Here is a 22,695-nt window from a genome sequence, read left to right as displayed (position 1 = left end):
GTCAGTCCTTCCTAGTTCTCTAAGCTTTCCAAGCTTGTGGATGATTGTCGCTGATCAGCTCAGTTGCCGCTGCATTCGCAATCACTTGCTCTGGGTTCTTGCAGCCAGGAATGACGGAAGTTACTGCATCATGCTTCAAGCACCAGGCTAATGCCCACTTCGCCATGTCCATGCCTTCAGGCACTTCATTTTGACTAATGCGCTCAACTTCTTCCAGCTTCTGTTTGACACTTTCCGCATCGTGACGATGACGGACGTCCGTGTTACTGAATACAGCTCCCGGCTTATATTTACCGCTTAAATACCCACTAGCTAGCGGTACACGTGCAAGAACACCAAGATCCTGCTCGATACAGGATTGGAACACTTGTTCTTCAGGCGCGCGTTCCAGTCGATTATAAACAACCTGAATCGCTTTGGAATTCACTTTTGTGGAAGCCGCAGTTTGATGGATATTGGCATTGCTGCCGATTGATGTGCCTAGGTGACGGATTTTGCCAGCTTGAACCTGTTTATCAAGGGTTGTCCATAGGTCATCGTTATCGAATAGAGCATCAGGCCCGGAATGGAATTGGTATAAGTCGATATAGTCCGTATGTAAAGCTTGTAGAGATGCGTCCAGCTGCTTAATGACGGATTCCGCGCTAAACTCATCGGTTCGTGTGAATAAGTCATGGAAATGATGGCCGAACTTCGTTGCTACAACCCATTTATCGCGATCGCGGCGGGATAAATAGTTACCGATAAAGGATTCGGAAAGGTGGTCACCATAGCATTCTGCCGTATCGATTAAGTTGATACCAAGCTCAGCAGCTTGATCGAGAATCGCATCCGCTTCTGCTTGCGTGTAGGTTAATCCCCACTCCCCGCCAAATTGCCAAGTGCCAACACCAACGATTGAAACTTTCAGGTCTGTTTTGCCAAGTCTACGATATTTCATCTTGTGCACTCTCCTTATTAGGGTATCCAAATTAATTATACACCAACATTTTATTTTACCACATTAGATCGCATTTGTTTTATTTTCGTAAACATCCTCGAATGACTTTGATAAAAGTTTATCTCATCTTAATGTAAGAATTTCTTAAATGGGTTACGGTGTAATTAGGAATAATTTAAGCCGAGAGGGTGTTGGTTCTTTTGATGAAGAAATATATGCTAAGCCTATTGAAAGAATGGGTGCCTACTATAGGGTTTGCTGTCATTATTGCGCTTGTAGTTAATACGTATGTTGCCCAAGCGATGACCGTTCCAACGGGATCCATGCTGCCGACGATTCAATTACAAGACGAGCTGATTGTTGAGAAAATGAAGCCATTAACCGACTTCGAGTTCGGGGATATCGTGGTGTTTTGGCCGCCAATTGAGGGAAATGAAGATCGCTATGTGAAGCGCCTGATTGGCCTGCCTGGCGATACAATTGAGGTCAAAGATGGTGCCCTGTACAGGAACGGAGCAAAGGTGGACGAGCCTTATCTTCAAGCACCAATGACCTACACTTTTCATCAGGTTACTGTGCCGGAAGGGAAGTATTTCTTCCTAGGCGATAATCGCAATGACAGCTACGATTCTCACTTGTGGTCAGCGACACCTTTTGTAGCAGAGAAAGATATTATTGGGAAAGTTGTGTTTCGCATTTTTCCTTTTAGTCAAATAGGTACCGTGGATTAATTATAAAGATGAACAGCTCCCAACCTCATTCTGAGGAAGGGAGCTTTTTCTTTAGTGAGCAAGATTAGGGGAAACTTGGTTCTCGTCTTCACCATCTTCTTTTTTCTTCGATTTCCGGTCGGAAAGCTTGATGTTTCCAACGAATAACGTAAGGATCGCGCCGAGTAGTACGAATACCAGACCATAGATAAACACTTGATGAAGAGAGGAAACAAGGGCATCTTTAATGATTGGCAATCTCTCCACTAATTCTTTTGGCAATTTAGCCAATGCCTCTGGACTTAAGAGGGAGGAATAGAGAGTTTGCGGATTCTTATGAATCATGTCAATTATCGGACTGCCTACTTCCGCGGGGAACTGTTTCACTACTGGCTCTAAATTTTGTTCAAGCAAAATCGTTGATTTATGATTCATAATAGCGCCGAGAATCGTCATTCCGAAGGTTCCACCGATTTGACGGAAGAATTGGCTGGATGACGTTACAACACCAAGCTCTGATTTTGGAAAGCTTTCTTGCAAAGCGAGCGTCAGGATCGGCATAACAAGACCCATTCCTAAACCAAGTAGAACCATGTAGCTAGAAGCTATCAACTTTGTCGTTGAAATACCCATTGTGCTAAGGAAAACAAAGCCAACAGCCATGACAATCATACCGATAAGCATTTGTCTGCGAACACCAATCTTATCAATCAATTGGCCTGAAACAACACTGGCAGCAATCATTGTAATCATGAGCGGTGTCATGACGGTTCCAGAAGCGGATGCACTTATACCGACAATTCCTTGCATGAAGAGAGGAACGAACATAATTGCACCGAACATACCAACCGCCATCAAGAAACCTACGCCGTTAATGGTGGAGAAAGTTCTATTTTTGAACAAACGAACTGGAAGGATGGGCTCATCAGCTTTGCTCTCAATAAATACGAAGCTAACTAACGACACTACAGCTAGTAAGAACAAGCCAATAATCTGCCAAGAACCCCATGCGTACTCACTACCGCCAAACGTGAGAGCAAGAAGTAAACTAACTACACCGACAATCATCGTGACGATGCCTGGGACATCAAACTTAACTTTCCCTACTGATTTATGCTTCGGCAAGGCAATAGAGATGAGAATAACAGCTAGGACACCAACAGGCAGGTTGATATAGAATACCCAGCGCCAGTCCCAAGCATCTACGATCCAACCGCCGACTTGCGGTCCGATAACAGAGGATAAACCAAAAATCGCTCCGAAAACGCCTTGCCATTTGGCACGCTGCTTACCTGTGAATAAATCCCCGATAATAATCATGGCCATTGGCATCATGATACCACCACCAAGACCTTGCAAGCCGCGGAATAAGATAAGTTCAGTCATGTTCTGAGACATTCCGCAAAGCGCTGAAGCAACGATGAAGATAATGAGACCTGTTACGTAAATGACTCGGCGACCCATTAAATCGGCCAGTTTACCAGCGATGGGTACGATAACTGTGGAAGTCAGCATGTAAGCTGTCGTTAACCATGTCATCAGCCCGAGTCCGCCGAATTCTCCGACGATGCGCGGCATAGCAGTTCCTACGATCGTGCCATCCAACGCTCCGAAAAGCATGGCGATGATCAAGCCGGTGAGTAGGAGACCTCGATTCTTCAGTTCTGGTGCAGCTCCTTCGGAGATTTCCTTAGGCGCTGCTTTTTGAATGTTTTCCATGGTGTGACCACTCCTTTGATGTGAGGAAAATTAATAAAATGAAGTGAATTTCTCAAATGCATTTACGAAAATATGAAGCTCATCCGGAGGGAGCTGAGATAAACCACGTGTGATTACGTTCTTTTGCACTTCATGAGCTTTAGCCAGCACTGCTGCCCCTTCTGCCGTGTTCTCGACGAGTACAATGCGACGATCTGTCTCGTGATGCTTACGTATCACATGCCCACTTTGGACAAGTCGATCAATCATAACAGTGATTGCACTTGGCTTAACGCCTAATTTATCAGCAAGTTGGGATTGCTTCGGACTATTCTCCTTGGCGATCATCGCTAACATAAATAATTGTGGTGCTGTTAATTCGGAATTGAGTTCACTGAGGACACTTTGCGAAATCTTACGGTGCGTCAGCTCGAATGATGTGCGGAAGCGATTGGTGTAATCGGTCAATTCATCTTCCATGCGATAACCTCCTAACGAAAATTATTAGAATTGTCTAATAATTAAATGATATAATAATTAAAATAGATAATAGTTAAACTATTTAAGTAAAATATAGACCTCTTAACGCATGAAGTCAATAGGGAGTTTCTGAAAATTTCAGAAAACCAAGGTGTGATGTACTTGCATATCCTTTGTATCTTGCATATAATTGTTGGTACATATACGTGGAAATGCTTTGACGGAGAAGAGTACGCAGTGCTTCTTGACAGGGAGGGAAAGCCAATGATTGAGAGCTGGCCCCGAGAATCAGGCTGTGGAAGTTCGCTCCCGAGCAGTCCTTTGAACAGAAAGCTTACCCAAGCTTCTCATTAGAGGGAACCGGACACATCGTCCGTTATCTGGAATGAAGTGAGATTCGTTTCTTTGTCATCTGGACATAGACGAATCTAATTAGGGTGGTACCACGGCTTTTCGTCCCTTGCGAGGGAGCGGGAAGTCTTTTTTGTGTTTGCATAAAGGGCGATTCAGAGGCCTAATTCAGGAGGGATTTCAATGAAAGAGCGGTTAGAGGCTTTGAAGCAAGAAGCGCTGCAGGAGCTTAGCGGCGTTGGAAGTCAGCAGGAGCTGAACGATTTAAGAGTTAAATATTTGGGCAAAAAAGGACCATTAACGGAAGTTCTTCGCGGCATGGGCGCATTAAGTGCAGAAGAGAGACCAGTTATCGGCCAAGTAGCGAATGATGTTCGCGCAGCAATTGAGTCTGTTATTGAAGAGAAACAAGCCGCATACACGAAGCAAGAGACAGAAAACAGACTTCGCGCTGAAATGATCGACGTTACTTTGCCAGGACGTCCTTCACAGCAAGGTGCTGTGCACCCTTTGAGCAAAGTCATTCAAGAAATTGAAGACATTTTCATTGGTATGGGCTACACCGTAGCTGAAGGACCAGAAGTCGAACAAGATTATTACAACTTCGAAGCGTTGAATTTGCCGAAAGATCACCCGGCTCGTGATATGCAAGATTCGTTCTATGTCACGGAAGAAATCTTGATGCGCACGCAAACATCCCCTGTTCAAGTAAGAACAATGGAGAAGCGCAAAGGTGAAGTTCCGATCAAAATCATCTGCCCAGGCAAAGTATACCGCCGCGATGACGACGATGCGACTCACTCTCACATGTTCCAACAAATTGAAGGTCTGGTCATTGACCGCAACGTGCGGATGAGTGATCTCAAAGGAACATTGCTTCAATTCGTACAAGAAATGTATGGCCCGGCGACCAAAATCCGGATGCGTCCTAGTTTCTTCCCGTTCACAGAGCCGAGCGTTGAAGTTGATGTGAGCTGTGCTATGTGTGGCGGTGAAGGTTGCCGTACATGTAAGCAAACAGGCTGGTTAGAGATTCTTGGAGCAGGGATGGTACATCCGCGAGTGCTTGAAATGGGTGGCTATGATCCGAAGGAATACACGGGATTCGCTTTCGGTATGGGTGTTGAACGTATCGCTATGTTGAAATACGGCATCGAAGATATTCGCCATTTCTATACGAATGATTTGCGTTTCTTAAAGCAATTTTTACATGTATAAACAGTAGGAAAAGGAGGGTAACAAGCATGAAAGTTTCTTATCAATGGTTATCGGAATATGTTGACGTTACAGGCTTCACAGCCGAAGAATTAGCAGAAAAATTAACCCGCAGCGGTATCGAAGTGGATATCGTGGAGGATCGGAATAAAGGTGTATCTAACGTTGTAGTTGGGTTTGTAAAATCCCGTGAAAAGCACCCTGATGCCGACAAACTAAGCGTTTGTGTGATCGATGCAGGGCAAGGGGAAGACTTGCAAATCGTGTGCGGTGCCAAAAATATTGATGCTGGACAAAAGGTTCCTGTCGCTATGATCGGTGCAGTCCTTCCGGGTGGACTGGAAATTAAACGTGCGAAGCTGCGCGGCGTGGAATCACAAGGCATGATTTGTTCCGCGAAAGAGCTAGGGCTTAACGACAAATTGCTGCCAAAAGAAATTCAAGAAGGTATTCTGGTATTGCCTGAGGATACGGAAATTGGCCAATCTATTCTAGATGTATTAGCGATTAGCGACAAAGTCATGGATCTTGACTTGACGCCGAATCGTTCCGATTGCTTGAGCATGCTCGGAGCGGCTTACGAAATCGCGGCGATCCTTGGCCGCGAAGTGAAGCTGCCTGATGCGGAAGCGGCACTTCAAGCGGCAGGCAATGCAGGCGTGAAAGCTGCTGACCGCATCAGCGTGAAGATCACAGCGGCGGAACAGTGCACGCACTACGCGGCTCGCCTGATCGAAGGCGTGCGCGTAGGCACTTCACCGCTGTGGATCCAGAACCGCTTGATGGCTGCGGGCATCCGCCCCATCAACAACATCGTTGACATCACGAACTTCGTGATGTTGGAGTACGGCCAGCCGCTTCACGCGTTCGACGCGGAGCAGTTGAATAACGGACACATCGACGTACGACTCGCTGAAGCTGCTGAGAAGCTCGTTACACTCGACGATGTGGAACGTATTTTAGAGCCGCACATGCTTCTCGTGACGGACGGCACGAAGCCTGTGGCGATTGCCGGAGTTATGGGCGGAGCCAACTCCGAAGTAACGGAGGGAACTTCGCGGATCCTGCTTGAATCAGCGAAGTTCGCTGGCAGTTCTGTGCGCCGCACATCGCGCCAGTTAGGTCTTCGCTCGGAAGCGAGCCTTCGCTTCGAGAAAGAAGTGAACCCGGAATCGGTGATTCCGGCGCTGAACCGTGCTGCTGCGCTGATTGCGCAATACGCAGGTGGTCTAGTCGCTGACGGCATCGTAGAAGCCGCTAGCGGAACGCACAAGTCGGTCAGTATCGAGCTTGGGGCTGACCGCGTGAACAACTATCTCGGCACAGCGCTTTCCTTGGCCGAGATGGGGCAAATTCTTTCGCGCTTGCATTTCACATTCGAGCAAGCTGGCGAAGGCAAGCTGCTCGTGCATGTGCCGAGCCGCCGCGGAGACATTACGCGTGATGTCGATTTGATCGAAGAAGTGGCACGTCTCTTCGGCTACGATAACATCCCGACGACTTTAATGACCGGCGTGACAACGCCAGGGTCGCTTTCCAAAGAGCAATCGATCCGCCGTATTACACGGAACATCTTGACGCAAAGCGGATTGAACGAAGTGATTACGTATTCCTTCACCAACCCGCGTTCACACGTTGGTACAGGTGCTGAAGTGAATGCACAAGCGCAAATTGATGCTATTCCTGGTTTATTCCCTAATGCGAAGCCAATTTCACTTGCAATGCCGATGAGCGAAGACCGCAGTCAGCTGCGCACCAGCTTAGTGCCGCATTTGCTTGATGTTGTTAGCTATAATCGCAATCGTACAATGGATGACGTCGCCATTTTTGAAATCGGAAAAGCTTTCATTACAGACGAATCAACACTTACGGCTTTGCCGCAAGAAAAGCTATTACTGTCCATCGTATTGACTGGCAAACGTCGTCAAGCTCACTGGGCTCAGAAGTCAGAGGCTGTTGATTTCTACGACATCAAAGGTATTTTCGATCGTTTAGTGGGTTACCTTGGGATAAAAGGTCTGACATACACATCAGCAGCACCAGAAGGTTTCCACCCGGGGCGTACAGCAGAGATCGTACTTCCTTCCGCTGAAGGTCCCAAAGTCATTGGCCATGTAGGTCAACTACATCCAACTGCCCAACAACAGCGTGATCTGGACGACACGTATGTGCTTGAAGTTGAACTAGCGCCAATCTTGGAAACGGCTGGAGAAGAGATTGTTTACAAGCTATTACCTCGTTATCCGTCTATCGGACGTGATATCGCGGTAGTGGTGAATACAAGCGTTCCTGTTGGACTTATGGAACAAGCGATTTCAGAAGTTGCAGGTGAATTGTTGGAGTCAATCCAAGTGTTTGATATCTATACAGGAGAGCGTCTTGGTACGAATCGGAAGAGTGTAGCAATCGCGCTTGTATACCGTCATGGGGACAGAACTTTGCTCGATGAAGAAGTAACTGAACTCCACGCCAAAGTTGTGGCAACACTCGAACAACAATTTGAGGCAGAGTTAAGAAAATAGTGTAACTTTCCTTATAGGTTGCAGGAATTCAGGCTGGTCTTATCGAAATTATTCTCGATAAGGCCAGCCTTTCATCTTAAGGGAGGATTTCAAATTGACTATAGAAGATAAAACAAGAATTACTGTTGATATATATGGACACCAATATAAGCTCAAAGCAGATACAAGCACGAATCATATGAAGCGTGTCGCTGAATATGTGAATGACCAAATGTTTCGTATTGCCAAAGGGTACCCCCGTCTAGATTCACAAAGAATCGCTGTTTTAGCCGCAGTAAACATGGCGGATGAGTGCTTCCGGATGAATGAAATCTTGGAAGAGCTTAGCAAAGTCCAGAAAGAGCAGGAAGCGACGAAAATCGCCTACGAAAAGCTCACATCACGGTATCACGAACTAAAGCAAGAAGATGACAAGAACCAAGCCATACTTGCCGAGCTTAACGAGAAACTGGATCAAATACCAGAACTTGAAAAACAACATAAGCAAGAAATACTAAAAGTAAGACAAGAACAAGAACAATCCAATCAGCAAATGCTGCAAATGAAACAAAAGTATGAACTCGGGAAACAACAACTAGACCAAGCGAGGCAACAAATTGAACAAGCGAAGCAGCAGCAAGTTCAAGCTAAACAACAGAGTGATCAAACGAAGCAACAACTAGACCAAGCCAAACAACAACTAGACCAAGCCAAACAACAACTAGACCAAACGAAACAGCAGCTAGACGAAGCGAAACAGCAACTAGAACAAGCTAATCAACAAAATGACCAAGCGAAACAACAAATAGACCAAGCCAAACAACAGAATGATCAAGTGAAACAACAACAAGAGCAAGTTCATAAACAAATAGATCAAATCAAGCAACAGCTTGATCAAGAGAAGCGCCAAAGCTTACAAGTAAAACAACAGCTTGAGCAAGAAAAGAAGCTCCATCAACAAAGCAAGCAACAGCTTGAGCAAGCGCAGCTGAATAAATCGCAGCAGCTTCTGAAATTAACGGAACAGCATAAAGTTGAGTTGGCCGCCATCGCAGAGGCGCATCGCTTAGAAAATGAAACTCTGCAACAACAATTGCAGGAAGAGAAACAATCGCTTATTCAGCTGCATGTACAAGATAAAGAAAACGTAGAACTGCAGCACCAAGAAGCATTGTCACTACTCTCTAAGCAAAGTGGATCTGATATCGATGTCATCCATAAGCAATACCAAGCGCAAATCAAATCCATAACCCTCCAACACCAGGAATTACAAGCTTCCATGGCGCGCGAACATGACTCTCAACTTGCGTCTTTGAGACAAGAGCATCAATCAGCAATTGGAACGCTGACAGAGGGGCATGAAGCAGCCATAGCGCTTTTGACAGAGGAACATCAATTTGCAATCGCACTCTTGAATGAAGAACATCAAGAAGCATTCGCAATCTTGAAGGAAGAAGAGAAAGAAACAATCGCAATCTTGAAGGAAGAAAAACAAGAAGCAATCGCGACTTTGAAAGAAGAACATCAAGAAGCAATCGCAGCCTTGAAAGAAGAACATCAAGAAGCAATTGCAGCCTTGAACGAAGAACAACAAGCAATTGCGATCTTAACAGAAGAACATCAAGAAGCAATTACAGTCTTGAAGGAAGAGCAGCAGCAAGTAATCGCACTTATGCTAGAAGATCATCAAGCCGAATTAGTAGCTATTTCCGATAGCCATCTCACTGAAATCGAATCCATTTCAGAAGAATACCAATCGGAGTTAACCGCAATTACGGATAAACTGCAAAGTGAATTGGCAAGCCAAATAGATGAGCACCATTTCGAAATTGCATCTTTGACAGAAAATCATCAGAAAGAGATTGATTCTCTTACCAAGCAACACCATATCGAATTAAGTACAATTTCTGAAAACCATCAAAATGAGCTGCACGCAATATCGGAAATGCACCAAGCAGAGTTGAGTGCACTTACTGAGAACCATCACAACGAAATGGAATCGCTCTCTAGGCAGCACCGGGAAGAATTAACATTGAACAATACGAAAAATCATAATGAAATAGCAGCCATCGTGCGTGGACACCATGCTGAAATTCATGCGATTAAGCAGAAGCATCAAGCTGAGTTAGAAGTTGCGGCTAGCGCTCATCAAGAAGATATCGACTCACTTGCGTTGTTATATCAGGAAGAAGAAGAAGCTAAAGCAAAACGGTTTGAAGAGGCAAAAGGCAATCTAGAAGGCCACTATCAGAAGCAACAAGCAACGTTCCAACAAATGCTTGAGGAGCAGAAGGCTGCGATCATTCAGCATTACCAAGGTAAGATTGAAGAATTACTTGCACAAATGCAGATAGAACGAGAAAGACGCGCACAAGAGTTTGAAGAAGAAAAAGAACTTATTTGGACGCAAGCTCAGCAGGAAAAGGAAGAATTATTACAGTTAAGTATGAACGACGAAGCGCAACAAGAAGAACTTCATGCCGTCAAAGAGGAATATCGTAAATTGCGTGAAGAATACGCTAAGCTTCAAATCGAATACAACGAATGGATTGAGCTTGTAGAAGCTGACAGTCCAGTTGGGTAGACTTAAGTGACAGTGAACCTTCTGGATTACGTCTTACTGTCGGTCATTGCTTTAGGACTGCTGATTGGTTACTTTAGAGGATTTATCTCTCAAATCGTTTCAATTTCGGGTATGATCCTCGCCTATCTAGTTGCCTTTTATTTTTACAAGGATCTAGCTCCGTTCCTCAAGAGTGCGATCTCATTGCCCACCTATCATAATTATCAAAAATACGAATTCATCGTAAAAGGACTTAATTTAGATACGTATATTCTAAATGCTATTGCCTTTGCTCTCCTGTTTTTTGGTGTGAAACTTGCACTATTGATCATTGGCAGAGCGTTGAACGTCCTTGCCAAAACCCCAGGACTAAGCACCATTAATCGTTGGAGCGGCGCATTGCTGGGTTTAGCGGAAGCCCTGCTCATCATCGTAATTGCTGTAAACGTGATGACCATCATTCCATCAGATGGCCCCCAGAAGCTGCTAGCAAGCTCATCTATCGCTCCGTATTTGATTAACGAGCTGCCGCAAGTTGCAGGAAAACTCCATGACCTGTGGAAACAAGGAATCTCCCTATAGAAACTACTGCCTTTTGAAAAAAAGCGGTAGTTTCTATTTGTTTTGCAGGAGAAGAGAGAAAAGAGCAAAGGGTGAAACGTATATGTGATCGGTGAAGATCGGTGGTTGAGAATGCAAATGAAGAGTGATACAAGAGGAGTGGAAAGAGAGGAGAAAGGAGAAAGGAGAAAGGAGAAGAGAGCGAAGGTAAGAGGGGATAGAGTATGACAGATAGGATATAGGTGGAAAGTGAAAAGAAAAGAAATAAGAGCCAAAATGTAAGAAATAAAAAGTAAGGTATGAGGTGAAAAGTAAGGGGGCAGAGGAAAGAAACAAGAGGCAATAGACAAGAGATAAGAGGCAAGAAGTAAGAAGTAAGGAGTAAGAGTTAAGAGATAAGAGATAAGAGATAAGAGATAAGAGATAAAGGGGGCAGATGTAAGAGGTAAGCGAAGTAAGAGAAGTAAGAGGTAAGAAGTATGGGAGATGCAAGAAGAGAAACAACCAGAGGAACCTACAGGAGCAACTACACCGCAAAAACTTTTTTCTGAGGTATCTACAACTCAAAATTACCCTGTTTTCCTCAACAGAATAACTCAGTTTCCAACATTAAGTAACATTATTATCATTTCGACAAAGTGGACTGCAAATATTGTAGTTATCTCAGAAAAGATAAAACTCCGGAAGTACTCTCGCAAAATAAACATTTTCTTCTTTACATGGAAACAATTGTTGGATATAATTTAAAAATAGGAACATGAGTTCTATTCGTGAGGTGGTTCTGTTATGGAAATGCATCTAATAAGTTCAATAGATCATGCATTCCAATCGGAGGAAGAGTGTGAGCAGTTCTTGATGTCAAGTCGCTGGGCCAATGGGTTCTCTTGTCCAAGATGTGATCATCATTCTTTTTATAAAGTGAAGACACGTAGCTTACTCGAATGTAAGGAGTGTAGGACTCAAATATCTATTACAGCTGGTACGGTCATGCATAAATCGAAGTTACCTTTATTACTCTGGTTCAAAGCCATTCGGATATTGATTCAAGATGAGATGAGTTACTCAATTCCAGCGTTTGCAAGTACGCTTGGTGTGAATTATCGGACTGCTAAGTTGATGCTTGAGAAAATTCTATTAGCTTTACACAAGCAATACGCTCGTATGGGGAAGTATAAGATAGAGAAACTAAACGAAGAGCCTGAGCCCGTAGTAGAGCCTTTAGTAGGCAAAATGGAGCGACAAATGAGTGAAGGGAAAAGCGTGCGAGTTAAGAGGAACACAAGTGTTGTAGAGAGGTTCCTTTTTAAGAATTCTAGAAATGTAAAATACGCCGAACAAGATATGTTTAGAAAATGGATGCATGCGTTCTTATCTGTGTTTTTGTATCCGCATTTTTTAAGGTATTTTCAAGTCATCTGAAAATAAAAAAACCTTATCACAGAAAATGTGAAAAGGTTTCATTGTGAAAAAGTTACATATTATTCAACGATAAGCGTCGTTTTCATACTTGCGTGACCAGATCCGCACATGATGGAACATGTAATGGGGAATGACCCAGCTTTATCTGGCGTGAAGGTAACGGTTTTATTGCCATTGTTGAGGTTAATGTTGAACTCTTTAATGGATGCACCGTGAATACCTTGAGAGTTCTCCAGTGTGATTGTGACTGACTCCCCTTTTTTGATGCGGTATTCGGTTTTGTCAAACTCAAAATTTGTAGCTTTTAGTACAACTTGTTGTCCACCGGTTGCAGCTTTCGTAGTAGCGGCTGGTGAAGCTGCAGACGTTGCAGCTGGCGCTGTAGTAGTTTGTGAAGTTGCTGTTGAGTTGGAGTCTTTGTTTCCACATGCTGTGATGGCAATAAGTACTGCTAGTCCCATCATAAGAATTGTAAGTTTTTTCATGGGTACCCCTCCGTATACATAATAATATCCTCATTATTGTACACGACCTATTACCAAATTACAGTGACAAACTAGTGAATCTACATAGAAAAGATCGGCCCGGCGATTGAGAACGCTGCAGGCCGATCTTTTTTTTGGGCTTTGCCTTAGCTATCAGCTATGGAAACTGATAAGTTTATCGACGATCTTCTCTGCCTGTTAGCCCTTGTTCGAAAGGGGTTTTCACAGGTATGAATAGGTCGATGATCCCGATGACTAAAGCTGCTAAAATGGCACCTATCATGCTCGTAGATACATCAGTCACAATAAATTGAGCGGCCCAAATGACTAATGCGCTCACTATAAAACCTACGATACCTCTGCCAAAAGGAGTGATTTGTTTGCCGAAGACTCCTTCAATGATCCAGGCCGCGATTGCAATGACGAGTGCCAAGAAAAAGGCACTCCAAAACCCGCCGACTGAGAACCCTGGAACTAACCAGCTTACAAACATTAAAACCAAAGCTGAAACAATAAACCTTACCAGATGTCCAAGAAGATGCATGTCGTGAACCTCCTTCTTTCTGTCATGGAATGTCACCATTGACAAGAAGCGATTTTTTGAGCAGAATGCTTTGATTGTGATGTTATACAATACCTTTTGGCAAAGGATTAGATGCACATCTTAGTGTAACCAACTTTGTAATATTTATGGCGGGCAGTATCTTCCATATAATGATTGTCTCCGTAGCTAATCAGGATCTATTTGGTTTATAATATAGGATAGAGAAAAGAGGTTGGAACATTGAATCCGAAAATAATAAAAACATTAGAATATCAGAAGATTTTACATAAAGTAGCTCATCACGCTTCGACTTCATTAGGCAAAGAGACAGCGGAGAAGCTGGAGCCTAAGGGGGATTTCGAACTTGTTAAGCTTCGCTTACAAGCTACTGATGAGGCGGTTAATGTAGAACGGTTAAAAGGCAATGCACCTTTCGGTGGCATCCGTGATATTCGTGCTCCTCTGCATAGAGCTAGAATTGGTGGCATGCTGAATCCAACAGAGTTGTTGGAAATTTCAACTACGATGTTTGGGTCGCGCAGATTGAAGCGATTTGTTCTAGCTGCCCATGAGGAATATACGATCCCCATGTTAAAGGCACAAGTGGAGTTGTTGACAGAAAATAAACAACTTGAAGATAAAATTAACTGCTGCATCGATGAAAATGCAGTTGTTGTTGATGGAGCAAGCCCTGAACTAGGACGTGTTCGAAGTGAGCTTCGCACTGGTGAAGGTAGAGTGCGCGAAAGATTGGAACAAATGATTCGTAATTCTTCTGTCCAGAAGATGCTGCAGGATGTGCTCATTACGATTCGGAATGATCGTTTCGTTATTCCAGTGAAATCGGAGTATCGTTCTAGCTTTGGTGGTATGATTCATGACCAGTCAGCTTCAGGTGCAACGCTGTATATTGAACCTGATGCAATTGTGCAATTAAATAATAAAATTCGCGAACTCAAATTTAAAGAAGAAGCTGAAATTGAGAAAATTTTGCGGGCATTGACGGAGCTAGTAGCTGAACAAGTGGAAGTGCTTGTCTTGGATGTGGATCTCCTGGCAGAGTTGGATTTTACATTTGCCAAAGCTGGTTTAGCTAGAGAATTAAAGGCTACGATGCCAAGATTGAATGATCGAGGTTTTATCAAGATTAAAAGAGGAAGACATCCGTTGATCGCGGCGGATGCGGTTGTGCCACTCGATCTAGAACTGGGAAACGATTACTCGCAAATCATCGTCACAGGTCCGAATACCGGAGGTAAGACGGTATCTCTTAAAACCGTTGGACTTCTGAGTTTGATGGCGATGTCTGGACTGTTTGTACCCGCCGAAGAAGGCACGCAACTTTGCGTATTCGATGCCATTTATGCGGATATTGGTGATGAACAAAGTATTGAGCAAAACTTAAGTACGTTTTCCAGTCATATGACGAATATCATCAGCATTTTACGTGATATGACACCGAAAAGCTTAGTATTGCTGGATGAGCTAGGCGCAGGTACCGATCCTGCAGAAGGTTCAGCACTGGCGATTTCGATTTTGGACTATATTCACCAAATTGGCTGCCGCATCATTGCTACAACGCATTATTCCGAATTGAAGGCATATGCTTATCAAAAACAAGGTACGATTAATGCGAGCATGGAGTTTGATATCCAAACGCTTAGCCCGACATATCGCTTGTTAGTCGGTGTCCCTGGGCGTAGTAATGCATTTGCTATTGCTGAGCGACTTGGTTTATCGCGTCGTATTATTGAACATGCTCGCACGCAGGTCGGAGAGGAAGATCAGCGCGTCGAGTCAATGATTGCATCCCTTGAGGAGAATCGTCTGATCGCAGAATCTGAGCGCTATGCTGCGGAAGAGCTGCGTAAAGAAGCTGATGCTATGCGCAAATCGCTTGAAGCTCAGCAACTCAAGTTTGACGAGCAACGTGACAAGCTGCTAGAGAAAGCGGAACGCGATGCACGTGAGGCTGTCGTCAAAGCACGCCGCGAAGCCGATGAAGTTATCGCGGATCTGCGCCGCATGGCACTGGAAGAAGCCGGCGGGGTCAAGGACCATAAGCTTGTTGAGGCGAAGCGTCGTCTGGATCAAGCGACACCGGAGCTGCGCAACAAGCAAGTACGTGCTTTGAAGAAACGTCCTGAGCGAATTGAAGCGGGTGATGAAGTCCGGGTCATCTCATTAGGGCAAAAAGGACACGTCGTTGAGCTTGTAGGAACAACCGAAGCCAATGTTCAATTGGGGATTATGAAAATGAAAGTTCAGATCTCTAACCTTGAGAAAACCGGTAATGCGCCACAGTCGAAGCAACCACAGAAAGTGGCTACGACGCTGAAGCGAACTCGCGATGATAATGTCAAAATGGAATTGGATATGCGCGGCATGAACATGGAAGAGGCTTTAATTGAGGCAGATCGGTTCTTAGATGAATCCTTCTTGAGTAATTTTGGCCAAGTGTATCTCATTCATGGTAAGGGCACTGGTGTGCTAAGAACGGGTATGCAAGAATATTTGCGTCGTCACAGACACGTGAAAAGTTATCGAATGGGCAATTACAATGAAGGCGGAGCTGGGGTTACGGTTGTCGAATTGAAATAACTGATAAATATTTAATCCTTTTTGAAACTCATTCTTCGGTAATGCGTATGAAATAGATATAAAAGAGTATGAAACCTTAGGAGGAATTTTAGATGGGAATTTTCAAAAGACTTCGTGATATGACAATGGCTTCAATTAATGATTTATTGGATAAGGCAGAAGATCCTGTCAAAATGTTAAATCAGTTTTTACGTGATATGGAAGAAGATATTTTGGAAGCCGAGTCAGCAGTAGCGAAGCAAATTGCAATCGAGAAGAAGTTCAAACTGCAAGTTGAAGAGTCCGAAGAGATGGTAACGAAACGTACAGAGCAGGCGATGAAAGCTCTTGAAGCTGGGAATGAAGATTTAGCACGCCGCGCCTTGGAAGATAAGAAAGAACATCAAGGTCGTTATGATGAACTGAAACGTCAATATGATCTAGCCAAAACGAATGCAGATCAACTTCGTGCACAGTTGACTGAGATGAAAGACGAGTTCACGAAAATGAAAAACAAAAAGGATTTGTTAATTGCTCGCGCTGAAACAGCAAAAGCACAAAAACAAATCAACCAAGCTATGTCGGGGTTTGGTACAGATAATGCTGCTAAAGGCTTCGATCGTATGAGTGAAAAAGTGTTGCAAATGGAAGCTGAAGCACAAGCAAGTGGAGAAATTCGCGCTAAAAACCGCAGCTTGGATGATGAACTAGACAGCTTAGGCGCAAGCAGCAGCGGAATCGATGATGAATTGGCAGCAATGAGAGCAAAGCTTGCTGAAAAAAAACAATCCTAATGTTATAATAGTTGTACCTGCGAGAGACTGAGTCATACTCAGTCTCTACTACCATATATAGGGAATAGGGGATTTCGTCAGAGTCTCTCTACTTGTGTAAAGGAAGGCAGGAGATGATATGAACGAAGAGGTGGATGTCTTGTTAAGTAATCCGTATTTAGCAACGCTTGCTTTTTTTGCTGTAGCAGTGGTCGCGCTTGTTGTTTTCCTTACCATCTTCGAAATGGTTACAAAGTATGATGACTGGGCTGAAATTAAAAAAGGAAATCTATCGGTCGCTATGGCAACTGGTGGGAAAATCTTTGGGATTTGCAACTTATTCCGCTTTGCCATCTTAAACAATGACACCATGATGCATTCTCTAATTTGGGCCGGATTTGGCTTCGTACTGTTGTTGGTTGCCTACTTTATTTTTGAGTTCTTGACGCCTTATTTCAAAATTGATGAGGAAATTAAGAATGATAATCGTGCAGTAGGTTTCTTATCCTTAACATTGTCTGTCTCCTTATCCTATGTGGTTGGAGCATGTGTAACTTAGTATCATAAAATATAGTATTTATTGTTTTACATAATAAATCGGCTATATTTCTTGATAAACGCACCGTCCTGGAAGTACGGTTAGTCGTTTATTTTGCATAATCTTGGAGGCTTGAACAATGAAATACCTGTGGGGTACCTTGTTTGCTATTGCGCTTGTGTTTGTAGCGGCAGGGGTTTATTATGTATGGAAATATGCATAGATGCAATTAGCTGGAGGATTTCGCAATGAGCAGTAATGAAGAAGTCGTATGTCCGTGGTGCCAAACCGAAATTGTTTGGGATCCCGAAATTGGGCCAGAGGATGAGTGCCCACATTGTTTCAATGAATTGAATGATTACCGTAGCATTGATTTGAAGGTTAAGCAGACAGGGCAGAAGCTTCGTTTCAATGAGCAGGAATATGCCGAATCCGATGAGGACTTATCATTGGCTTGGGAGGATTCTGATGAGCCACTTGATAAGTATGGCGAGAAGGTCCAACAATTAACAGATGAGCAGGAAGAAGCACCTGAGTGCTCAAGCTGTCATGAATTCTTGCTGCTTGCTGGAACTGAAGTGACAAGTGGCGCTTCCTTCACACCTACGATTCCCAAAACGTTGGGGAGCGCGTTCTTGACAGGCCCGTTCACGACGGATGTTTACGTGTGTCCATCCTGTTTCCGGGTTGAGAAAGTGCTCTCAGATACAGACCGTTTATTGATGGTTGAACGAATCAAATCGGAATAAGATCGTTGGTAGTAGAACCGAGTCCTCGTGGACTCGGTTTTTTGCGTACATGTGCCTCATATTTTCACTCCAAAGGGGAAGGTTAACAAAAGCCTATACTCGGTTTAAGTTAGGAGGAGGAGTATGCAAACGAAACAAACGAATCAAACGAATGTGAATAGCAAAGGGAAGTTAGATGCTCAAGCGATCCTATTGTTAGTTGTGCATGTACTATTCGGCGGAGCCAACGCACTGTCAGGTACGTTCGTCGGTGTTTACTTGTGGAAAGCCAAAAACGATTTTACATTAATCGGCTGGTTCACCTTAACGACTCATTTAACAATGGCCATTACCTTTTGGTTGGCTGGTAAGTGGGTGAAAGAGCACAATAAAATGAATTGCCTGCGTATTGGAGTATCTATATCTGCGTGTTTCTACATGCTGGTTCTATGGATGGGAACTAGCAGCGTCCATTATTTTGTATGGTTAGGTATGGTCCAAGGGATTTCTGTAGGTCTTTTCTGGATAGCGTTCAACGTCGTTTACTTTGAAGTGACAGATCCAGATAATCGAGATCGTTTTAACGGATGGGTTGGCTTATTAGGCGCAGGTGCAGGCATTATTGCTCCTTGGATATCTGGTCTACTGATCGTTAATTTGGGGGATGGAGCTGGATACCGCCTTATTTTCTCCATCTCACTAGGCATATTTCTATTGGGAGTTATTATTAGTTTTTTTCTGAAGAAGAGGAAACTGAGTGGCACCTACGAGTGGCTGTTGCCTCTACGAATCCTTAAGCAACCTCAAACACCATGGAAGAGAGTAAGTCTAGCTTTACTTTTTCAGGGCGTGCGTGAAGGTGTGTTTGGATTTATGATTGGATTGCTCGTATACATATCGACGTCAAGTGAAGCAAGTTTAGGTAATTTCGCTCTAATTACTTCATCCGTAGCGTTAGTTAGCTTCTGGGCAGCAGGGCGCTTCATTCGTCCTTCTTTTCGTAAAAAGAGTATGTTTATTGGTTCAGTGATGGTTGTTCTTGTGATATTGCCATTCTTTTGGGAAATGTCATTCAGCACCTTGCTGATATTCGGGATTGGTTCTGCACTCTTTTTTCCTATGTACTCCATTCCTATGGTGTCCGCAGTGTTTGATCTGATTGGCTCGGATGATGAGAGTGCCAAACAACGGGAAGAGTACATTGTTCTGCGTGAATTATCGTTGAATGTAGGGCGCGTATGCGGCGTACTTTTATTCATCTGTGTGATTTCATGGAGTAAGGAGCCGCTAGTTATCAATGTGCTATTACTCGTCATCGGAAGCTCAACATTCTTCTCATGGGTATTCATTAGAAATCAGTTGCCTGCAGCTAAGTCTTGACAAAGGCTAGGTTTCCGCATGAGAATGTGAATACATGCGTATGAGATGAGGAGGGGGCACCAATGCCGCCAAAAATGGTGAATAGCATCACAGAGCTGATCGGAGATACCCCCGCGGTGCGAGTAAATCGCTTGTTGGAGCCGGAAGCTGCTGAACTGTATGTGAAATTGGAATATTTCAATCCGAGCGGAAGCGTGAAGGACCGGGCGGCATGGAATCTTATCGATCAGGCTGAGAAGTCAGGACAACTTAAGCCAGGAGCCACGATTATTGAACCAACCAGCGGCAACACGGGAATCGGACTAGCGATGAACGCGGCGGCCAAGGGATATAAGGCCATTTTGATTATGCCGGATAATATGAGTAAGGAACGCATAAATATTCTGAAAGCCTACGGCGCCGAAGTCGTTCTAACTCCAGCTGCATTGCGGATGCCTGGTGCCATTGCGAAGGCTGTGGAGATAAGGGATCGAATACCTGGCAGCTTTATCCCGCAGCAGTTTGAAAACCCGGCGAACCCAAGTATTCACCGAGTGACGACAGCTCCTGAAATTATTCAGCAGATGGAGGGGCGGTTAGATGCATTTGTCGCGACCTCAGGTACGGGCGGTACGATTACGGGGACGGGTGAGGTACTCCGTGAACACTTGCCGAATATCCAAATTTACGTGGTAGAGCCTAAGGGTTCGCCTGTACTTTCTGGTGGAAGTCCTGGGCCGCATAAACTTGTAGGAACAAGTCCTGGTTTCGTACCAGCCATTCTGAACACAAGTATCTATGATGAGATTGTACAAGTGGCAGATGAGGATGCCATCCAAACGATGAAGGATTTGGCAAGCAAGGAAGGCATTCTTGTTGGTCCTTCTGCTGGAGCCTCCGTATGGACCGGAATGCAGGTGGCAAGAAAGCTCGGAGCAGGAAAACGAGTGTTATGCATTGCACCAGACACAGGTGAGCGCTATTTGAGTATGGATTTGTTTTAACCTTGTACGAGGTGAATTTAGACGTATGAGCTACTTTGGATGGTTATCCAGTGGCTTTTTTTTATGCCAGTCAAAGTGGAATTTTTGAATATAGTTAAATATTCTGGATTCTTTCACGATCAACAATTGAATTAGGACAGCAATTCATTGTAAGATGAATGGATGAATGAAACATATCTCAGAAAGGTAGGTTTAACCATGGATACTTTGAAGCTTAAAATTCTCGATTTACTAAAGGAAGATGCCCGCAGGAGCGCGGATCTGATCGCCACCATGTTAGGAACGGCGGAGGCCGAAGTTGCGCGAGCGATAAGCGAGATGGAAGCGGATAAGGTCATCGTCAAATATGCGACAGTTGTGAACTGGAGTAAAGTAGCTGACGAAAAGGTTACCGCCCTAATTGAAGTTCAAATTACACCGGAACGCGGACGCGGGTTTGATGCGATTGCGGAACGGATCTATTTATATCCGGAAGTCAAATCGGTTTATCTCATGTCTGGCGCCTATGATTTGCTTGTGGAGATTGAAGGAAACTCACTCAAACAGGTGGCTTCATTCGTTTCCAACAAGTTATCGCCAATCGATCGTGTGCTTTCTACAAAAACGAATTTTATTTTGAAAAAATACAAACAAGACGGCATTATTTTTGAAGATCAGGAAGATGATCACCGAATGCTTGTTTCGCCATAAGGGAGAGGTAGCGCTATGATCAAGGATGAGACTACGATGCAATCTAGCAAAAAATCAATGAAAGACTACCTAGCTCCTGCGGTGCGTGAAATGAAGCCGTCGGGGATTCGGAAATTTTTTGATCTCGTAAGCAATAGTAAAGAGGACATCATCTCGCTGGGTGTTGGCGAACCTGACTTTTCGACACCTTGGCACGTTCGTGAAGCTGCTGTACATTCATTGGAGCGCGGCAGAACGAAATACACGCCAAACTCCGGTATTCCTGAGCTTCGCGAAGCGATTGCGAACTATTTGTATACCTCTTTTAAAGTGAAATATGAGCCATCGAACGAGGTACTCGTCACGGTAGGCGGCAGTGAAGCTATTGATCTCGCGTTGCGTTCCCTGATTACACCTGGGGATGAGATTCTGATTCCTGAGCCTTGTTATATTTCGTACTCGCCAATCACAGCCATTAGTGGTGGTGTGCCAGTGGGGATCGAAACGTTTGCAAAGGACCAGTTCAAACTGACGGAGAAGGCGCTTCGCGATGCGATTACGCCCAAATCCAAAATATTAATTCTATGCTATCCTAGTAATCCAACTGGCGGTATTATGACGTATGAAGATTGGCTGCCGATTGCTAAAGTTGTAGAAGAGCATGATCTGATCGTTATTTCCGATGAAATCTATGCGGAACTGACGTATGGTCAGAAACATGTGAGCTTCGCAGCAGTGCCCGGGATGCAGGATCGGACGATCCTTGTTAGCGGATTCTCTAAGGCTTTCGCGATGACTGGCTGGCGGATGGGGTATGCTTGTGGTCACAGAGAGTTAATCTCGGCTATGACGAAGATTCACCAATATACGGTCATGTGTGCACCTGTTATGGGGCAAGTCGCTGCACATGAAGCGTTGACGAATGGACTGGAAGAGAAAGATCGGATGATTGAGTCCTATAATCAACGGAGAAGGTTGGTTGTCAAAGGCTTCCGTGAAGTCGGGCTTGAGTGTCATGAGCCGCAAGGCGCTTTCTACGCGTTCCCAAGTATTGTGGCTACAGGGTTAACGTCTGATGAATTTGCGCAGCGTCTATTGTACGAATCTAAGGTTGCAGCTGTGCCGGGCGATGTGTTTGGATTAGGTGGCGAAGGTTTTCTACGGTGCTCTTACGCTTATAGTGTTTCCCAACTAAATGAAGCCTTAGAGAGAATCGGTAATTTCCTGAGGAAATTATAATATTCTTAATAAATTCATATGTTCATAGGAGACGAAAACTGGTATTCTAAGAGTAAGGAGGGATGAGCATGGCTTTTATGGAATATCAGCTTACTAACTTTCAGAAGCAATTTCAAATTCGAGAGCAAGATTTCGGACAGCGTTGGCTGACCAGAAATGCCAAGAAGCAAAATTCCCTAGCTCTACTTGAAGAAGAGATTCATTCGTTGAGGCGAAAAATGGAACAGATGGTCATGGAAGGTCATGAAATGACATCTGATGCGGTTGTTGAATTAAGTACGATGCTGGATCACAAAATAAATGAATATATGACAGCAGGAAAGAAAAGTCGGTGAAAA

General features: G+C 44.2%; 21 protein-coding genes and 1 other annotated feature. Of the genes, 16 read left to right on the top strand and 5 right to left on the bottom strand.

Annotated features, from left to right (window positions below; genetic code table 11):
* Positions 1–19: 19 nt before the first annotated feature.
* Positions 20–940, bottom strand: a complete 921-nt coding sequence (locus A8708_RS18750; RefSeq protein WP_068666184.1) for an aldo/keto reductase — start codon at positions 938–940, stop codon at positions 20–22.
* A 203-nt stretch (positions 941–1,143) separates the two neighbouring features.
* Between A8708_RS18750 and lepB the strand changes: the two genes are divergently transcribed.
* Entirely contained in the window at positions 1,144–1,671 is a 528-nt protein-coding gene (gene lepB / locus A8708_RS18745; protein WP_068666182.1) for a signal peptidase I, read from the top strand.
* Positions 1,672–1,722: 51 nt separating this feature from the next.
* On the opposite strand, the gene A8708_RS18740 is transcribed toward lepB, so the two are convergent.
* The gene (locus A8708_RS18740; protein WP_082927624.1) at positions 1,723–3,369 is read right to left on the bottom strand and encodes an MDR family MFS transporter; all 1,647 of its coding nucleotides are present in this window, start codon (positions 3,367–3,369) and stop codon (positions 1,723–1,725) included.
* 30 nt (positions 3,370–3,399) lie between these two features.
* A complete protein-coding gene (locus A8708_RS18735) occupies positions 3,400–3,828 on the bottom strand; it encodes a MarR family winged helix-turn-helix transcriptional regulator (RefSeq protein WP_068666180.1) in 429 nt (142 codons plus the stop codon).
* A gap of 208 nt (positions 3,829–4,036) precedes the next feature.
* Positions 4,037–4,292, top strand: a binding site (T-box leader).
* Between the two features lie 70 nt (positions 4,293–4,362).
* Here A8708_RS18735 and pheS point away from each other — a divergent pair.
* From pheS to A8708_RS18705, 6 genes are all read left to right on the top strand, one after another.
* Positions 4,363–5,397, top strand: coding sequence for a phenylalanine--tRNA ligase subunit alpha (gene pheS / locus A8708_RS18730; protein WP_068666178.1), 1,035 nt, complete (start codon positions 4,363–4,365; stop codon positions 5,395–5,397).
* A gap of 26 nt (positions 5,398–5,423) precedes the next feature.
* Entirely contained in the window at positions 5,424–7,916 is a 2,493-nt protein-coding gene (gene pheT, locus A8708_RS18725) for a phenylalanine--tRNA ligase subunit beta (protein WP_068666176.1), read from the top strand.
* Between the two features lie 94 nt (positions 7,917–8,010).
* Complete coding sequence (locus A8708_RS18720; RefSeq protein WP_068666174.1) at positions 8,011–10,479, top strand: cell division protein ZapA; 2,469 nt, start codon at positions 8,011–8,013, stop codon at positions 10,477–10,479.
* 6 nt (positions 10,480–10,485) lie between these two features.
* Positions 10,486–11,040: a CvpA family protein gene (locus A8708_RS18715; RefSeq protein ID WP_068666172.1), complete on the top strand. Its 555-nt coding sequence runs from the start codon at positions 10,486–10,488 to the stop codon at positions 11,038–11,040.
* Between the two features lie 465 nt (positions 11,041–11,505).
* Entirely contained in the window at positions 11,506–11,766 is a 261-nt protein-coding gene (locus tag A8708_RS18710) for a hypothetical protein (RefSeq protein ID WP_068666170.1), read from the top strand.
* A 39-nt stretch (positions 11,767–11,805) separates the two neighbouring features.
* Positions 11,806–12,438 (top strand): transposase, encoded by a 633-nt coding sequence (locus A8708_RS18705; RefSeq protein WP_068666168.1) that lies wholly within the window; start codon positions 11,806–11,808, stop codon positions 12,436–12,438.
* Between the two features lie 59 nt (positions 12,439–12,497).
* Here the strand turns inward: A8708_RS18705 and A8708_RS18700 are convergent, their stop codons facing one another.
* Together A8708_RS18700 and A8708_RS18695 are read right to left on the bottom strand one after the other, a co-directional pair.
* Positions 12,498–12,923, bottom strand: coding sequence for a cupredoxin domain-containing protein (locus A8708_RS18700; RefSeq protein WP_068666166.1), 426 nt, complete (start codon positions 12,921–12,923; stop codon positions 12,498–12,500).
* A gap of 175 nt (positions 12,924–13,098) precedes the next feature.
* On the bottom strand, positions 13,099–13,467 hold the full coding sequence (locus tag A8708_RS18695) for a phage holin family protein (protein WP_068666164.1): 369 nt from the start codon (positions 13,465–13,467) through the stop codon (positions 13,099–13,101).
* A gap of 240 nt (positions 13,468–13,707) precedes the next feature.
* Between A8708_RS18695 and A8708_RS18690 the strand changes: the two genes are divergently transcribed.
* From A8708_RS18690 to A8708_RS18650, 9 genes are all read left to right on the top strand, one after another.
* The gene (locus tag A8708_RS18690) at positions 13,708–16,068 is read left to right on the top strand and encodes an endonuclease MutS2 (RefSeq protein WP_068666162.1); all 2,361 of its coding nucleotides are present in this window, start codon (positions 13,708–13,710) and stop codon (positions 16,066–16,068) included.
* Between the two features lie 92 nt (positions 16,069–16,160).
* Entirely contained in the window at positions 16,161–16,841 is a 681-nt protein-coding gene (locus A8708_RS18685; RefSeq protein WP_068666160.1) for a PspA/IM30 family protein, read from the top strand.
* A gap of 118 nt (positions 16,842–16,959) precedes the next feature.
* Entirely contained in the window at positions 16,960–17,379 is a 420-nt protein-coding gene (locus tag A8708_RS18680) for a DUF350 domain-containing protein (RefSeq protein WP_068666158.1), read from the top strand.
* A 227-nt stretch (positions 17,380–17,606) separates the two neighbouring features.
* Complete coding sequence (locus A8708_RS18675; protein WP_068666156.1) at positions 17,607–18,107, top strand: hypothetical protein; 501 nt, start codon at positions 17,607–17,609, stop codon at positions 18,105–18,107.
* 123 nt (positions 18,108–18,230) lie between these two features.
* On the top strand, positions 18,231–19,466 hold the full coding sequence (locus A8708_RS18670) for an MFS transporter (RefSeq protein WP_068666154.1): 1,236 nt from the start codon (positions 18,231–18,233) through the stop codon (positions 19,464–19,466).
* A 62-nt stretch (positions 19,467–19,528) separates the two neighbouring features.
* Entirely contained in the window at positions 19,529–20,449 is a 921-nt protein-coding gene (gene cysK, locus A8708_RS18665; protein ID WP_068666152.1) for a cysteine synthase A, read from the top strand.
* 198 nt (positions 20,450–20,647) lie between these two features.
* Positions 20,648–21,139 (top strand): Lrp/AsnC family transcriptional regulator, encoded by a 492-nt coding sequence (locus A8708_RS18660; protein WP_068666149.1) that lies wholly within the window; start codon positions 20,648–20,650, stop codon positions 21,137–21,139.
* 15 nt (positions 21,140–21,154) lie between these two features.
* On the top strand, positions 21,155–22,357 hold the full coding sequence (locus A8708_RS18655) for an aminotransferase class I/II-fold pyridoxal phosphate-dependent enzyme (protein ID WP_068666147.1): 1,203 nt from the start codon (positions 21,155–21,157) through the stop codon (positions 22,355–22,357).
* A gap of 68 nt (positions 22,358–22,425) precedes the next feature.
* On the top strand, positions 22,426–22,692 hold the full coding sequence (locus A8708_RS18650) for an aspartyl-phosphate phosphatase Spo0E family protein (protein ID WP_068666145.1): 267 nt from the start codon (positions 22,426–22,428) through the stop codon (positions 22,690–22,692).
* Positions 22,693–22,695 lie beyond the last annotated feature (3 nt).

This window comes from Paenibacillus oryzisoli (assembly GCF_001653565.1).
Lineage (GTDB): Bacteria > Bacillota > Bacilli > Paenibacillales > NBRC-103111 > Paenibacillus_E > Paenibacillus_E oryzisoli.
The sequence above is the reverse complement of the archived record's forward strand: the minus strand, read 5'-3'. Positions and strand labels throughout refer to the sequence as shown.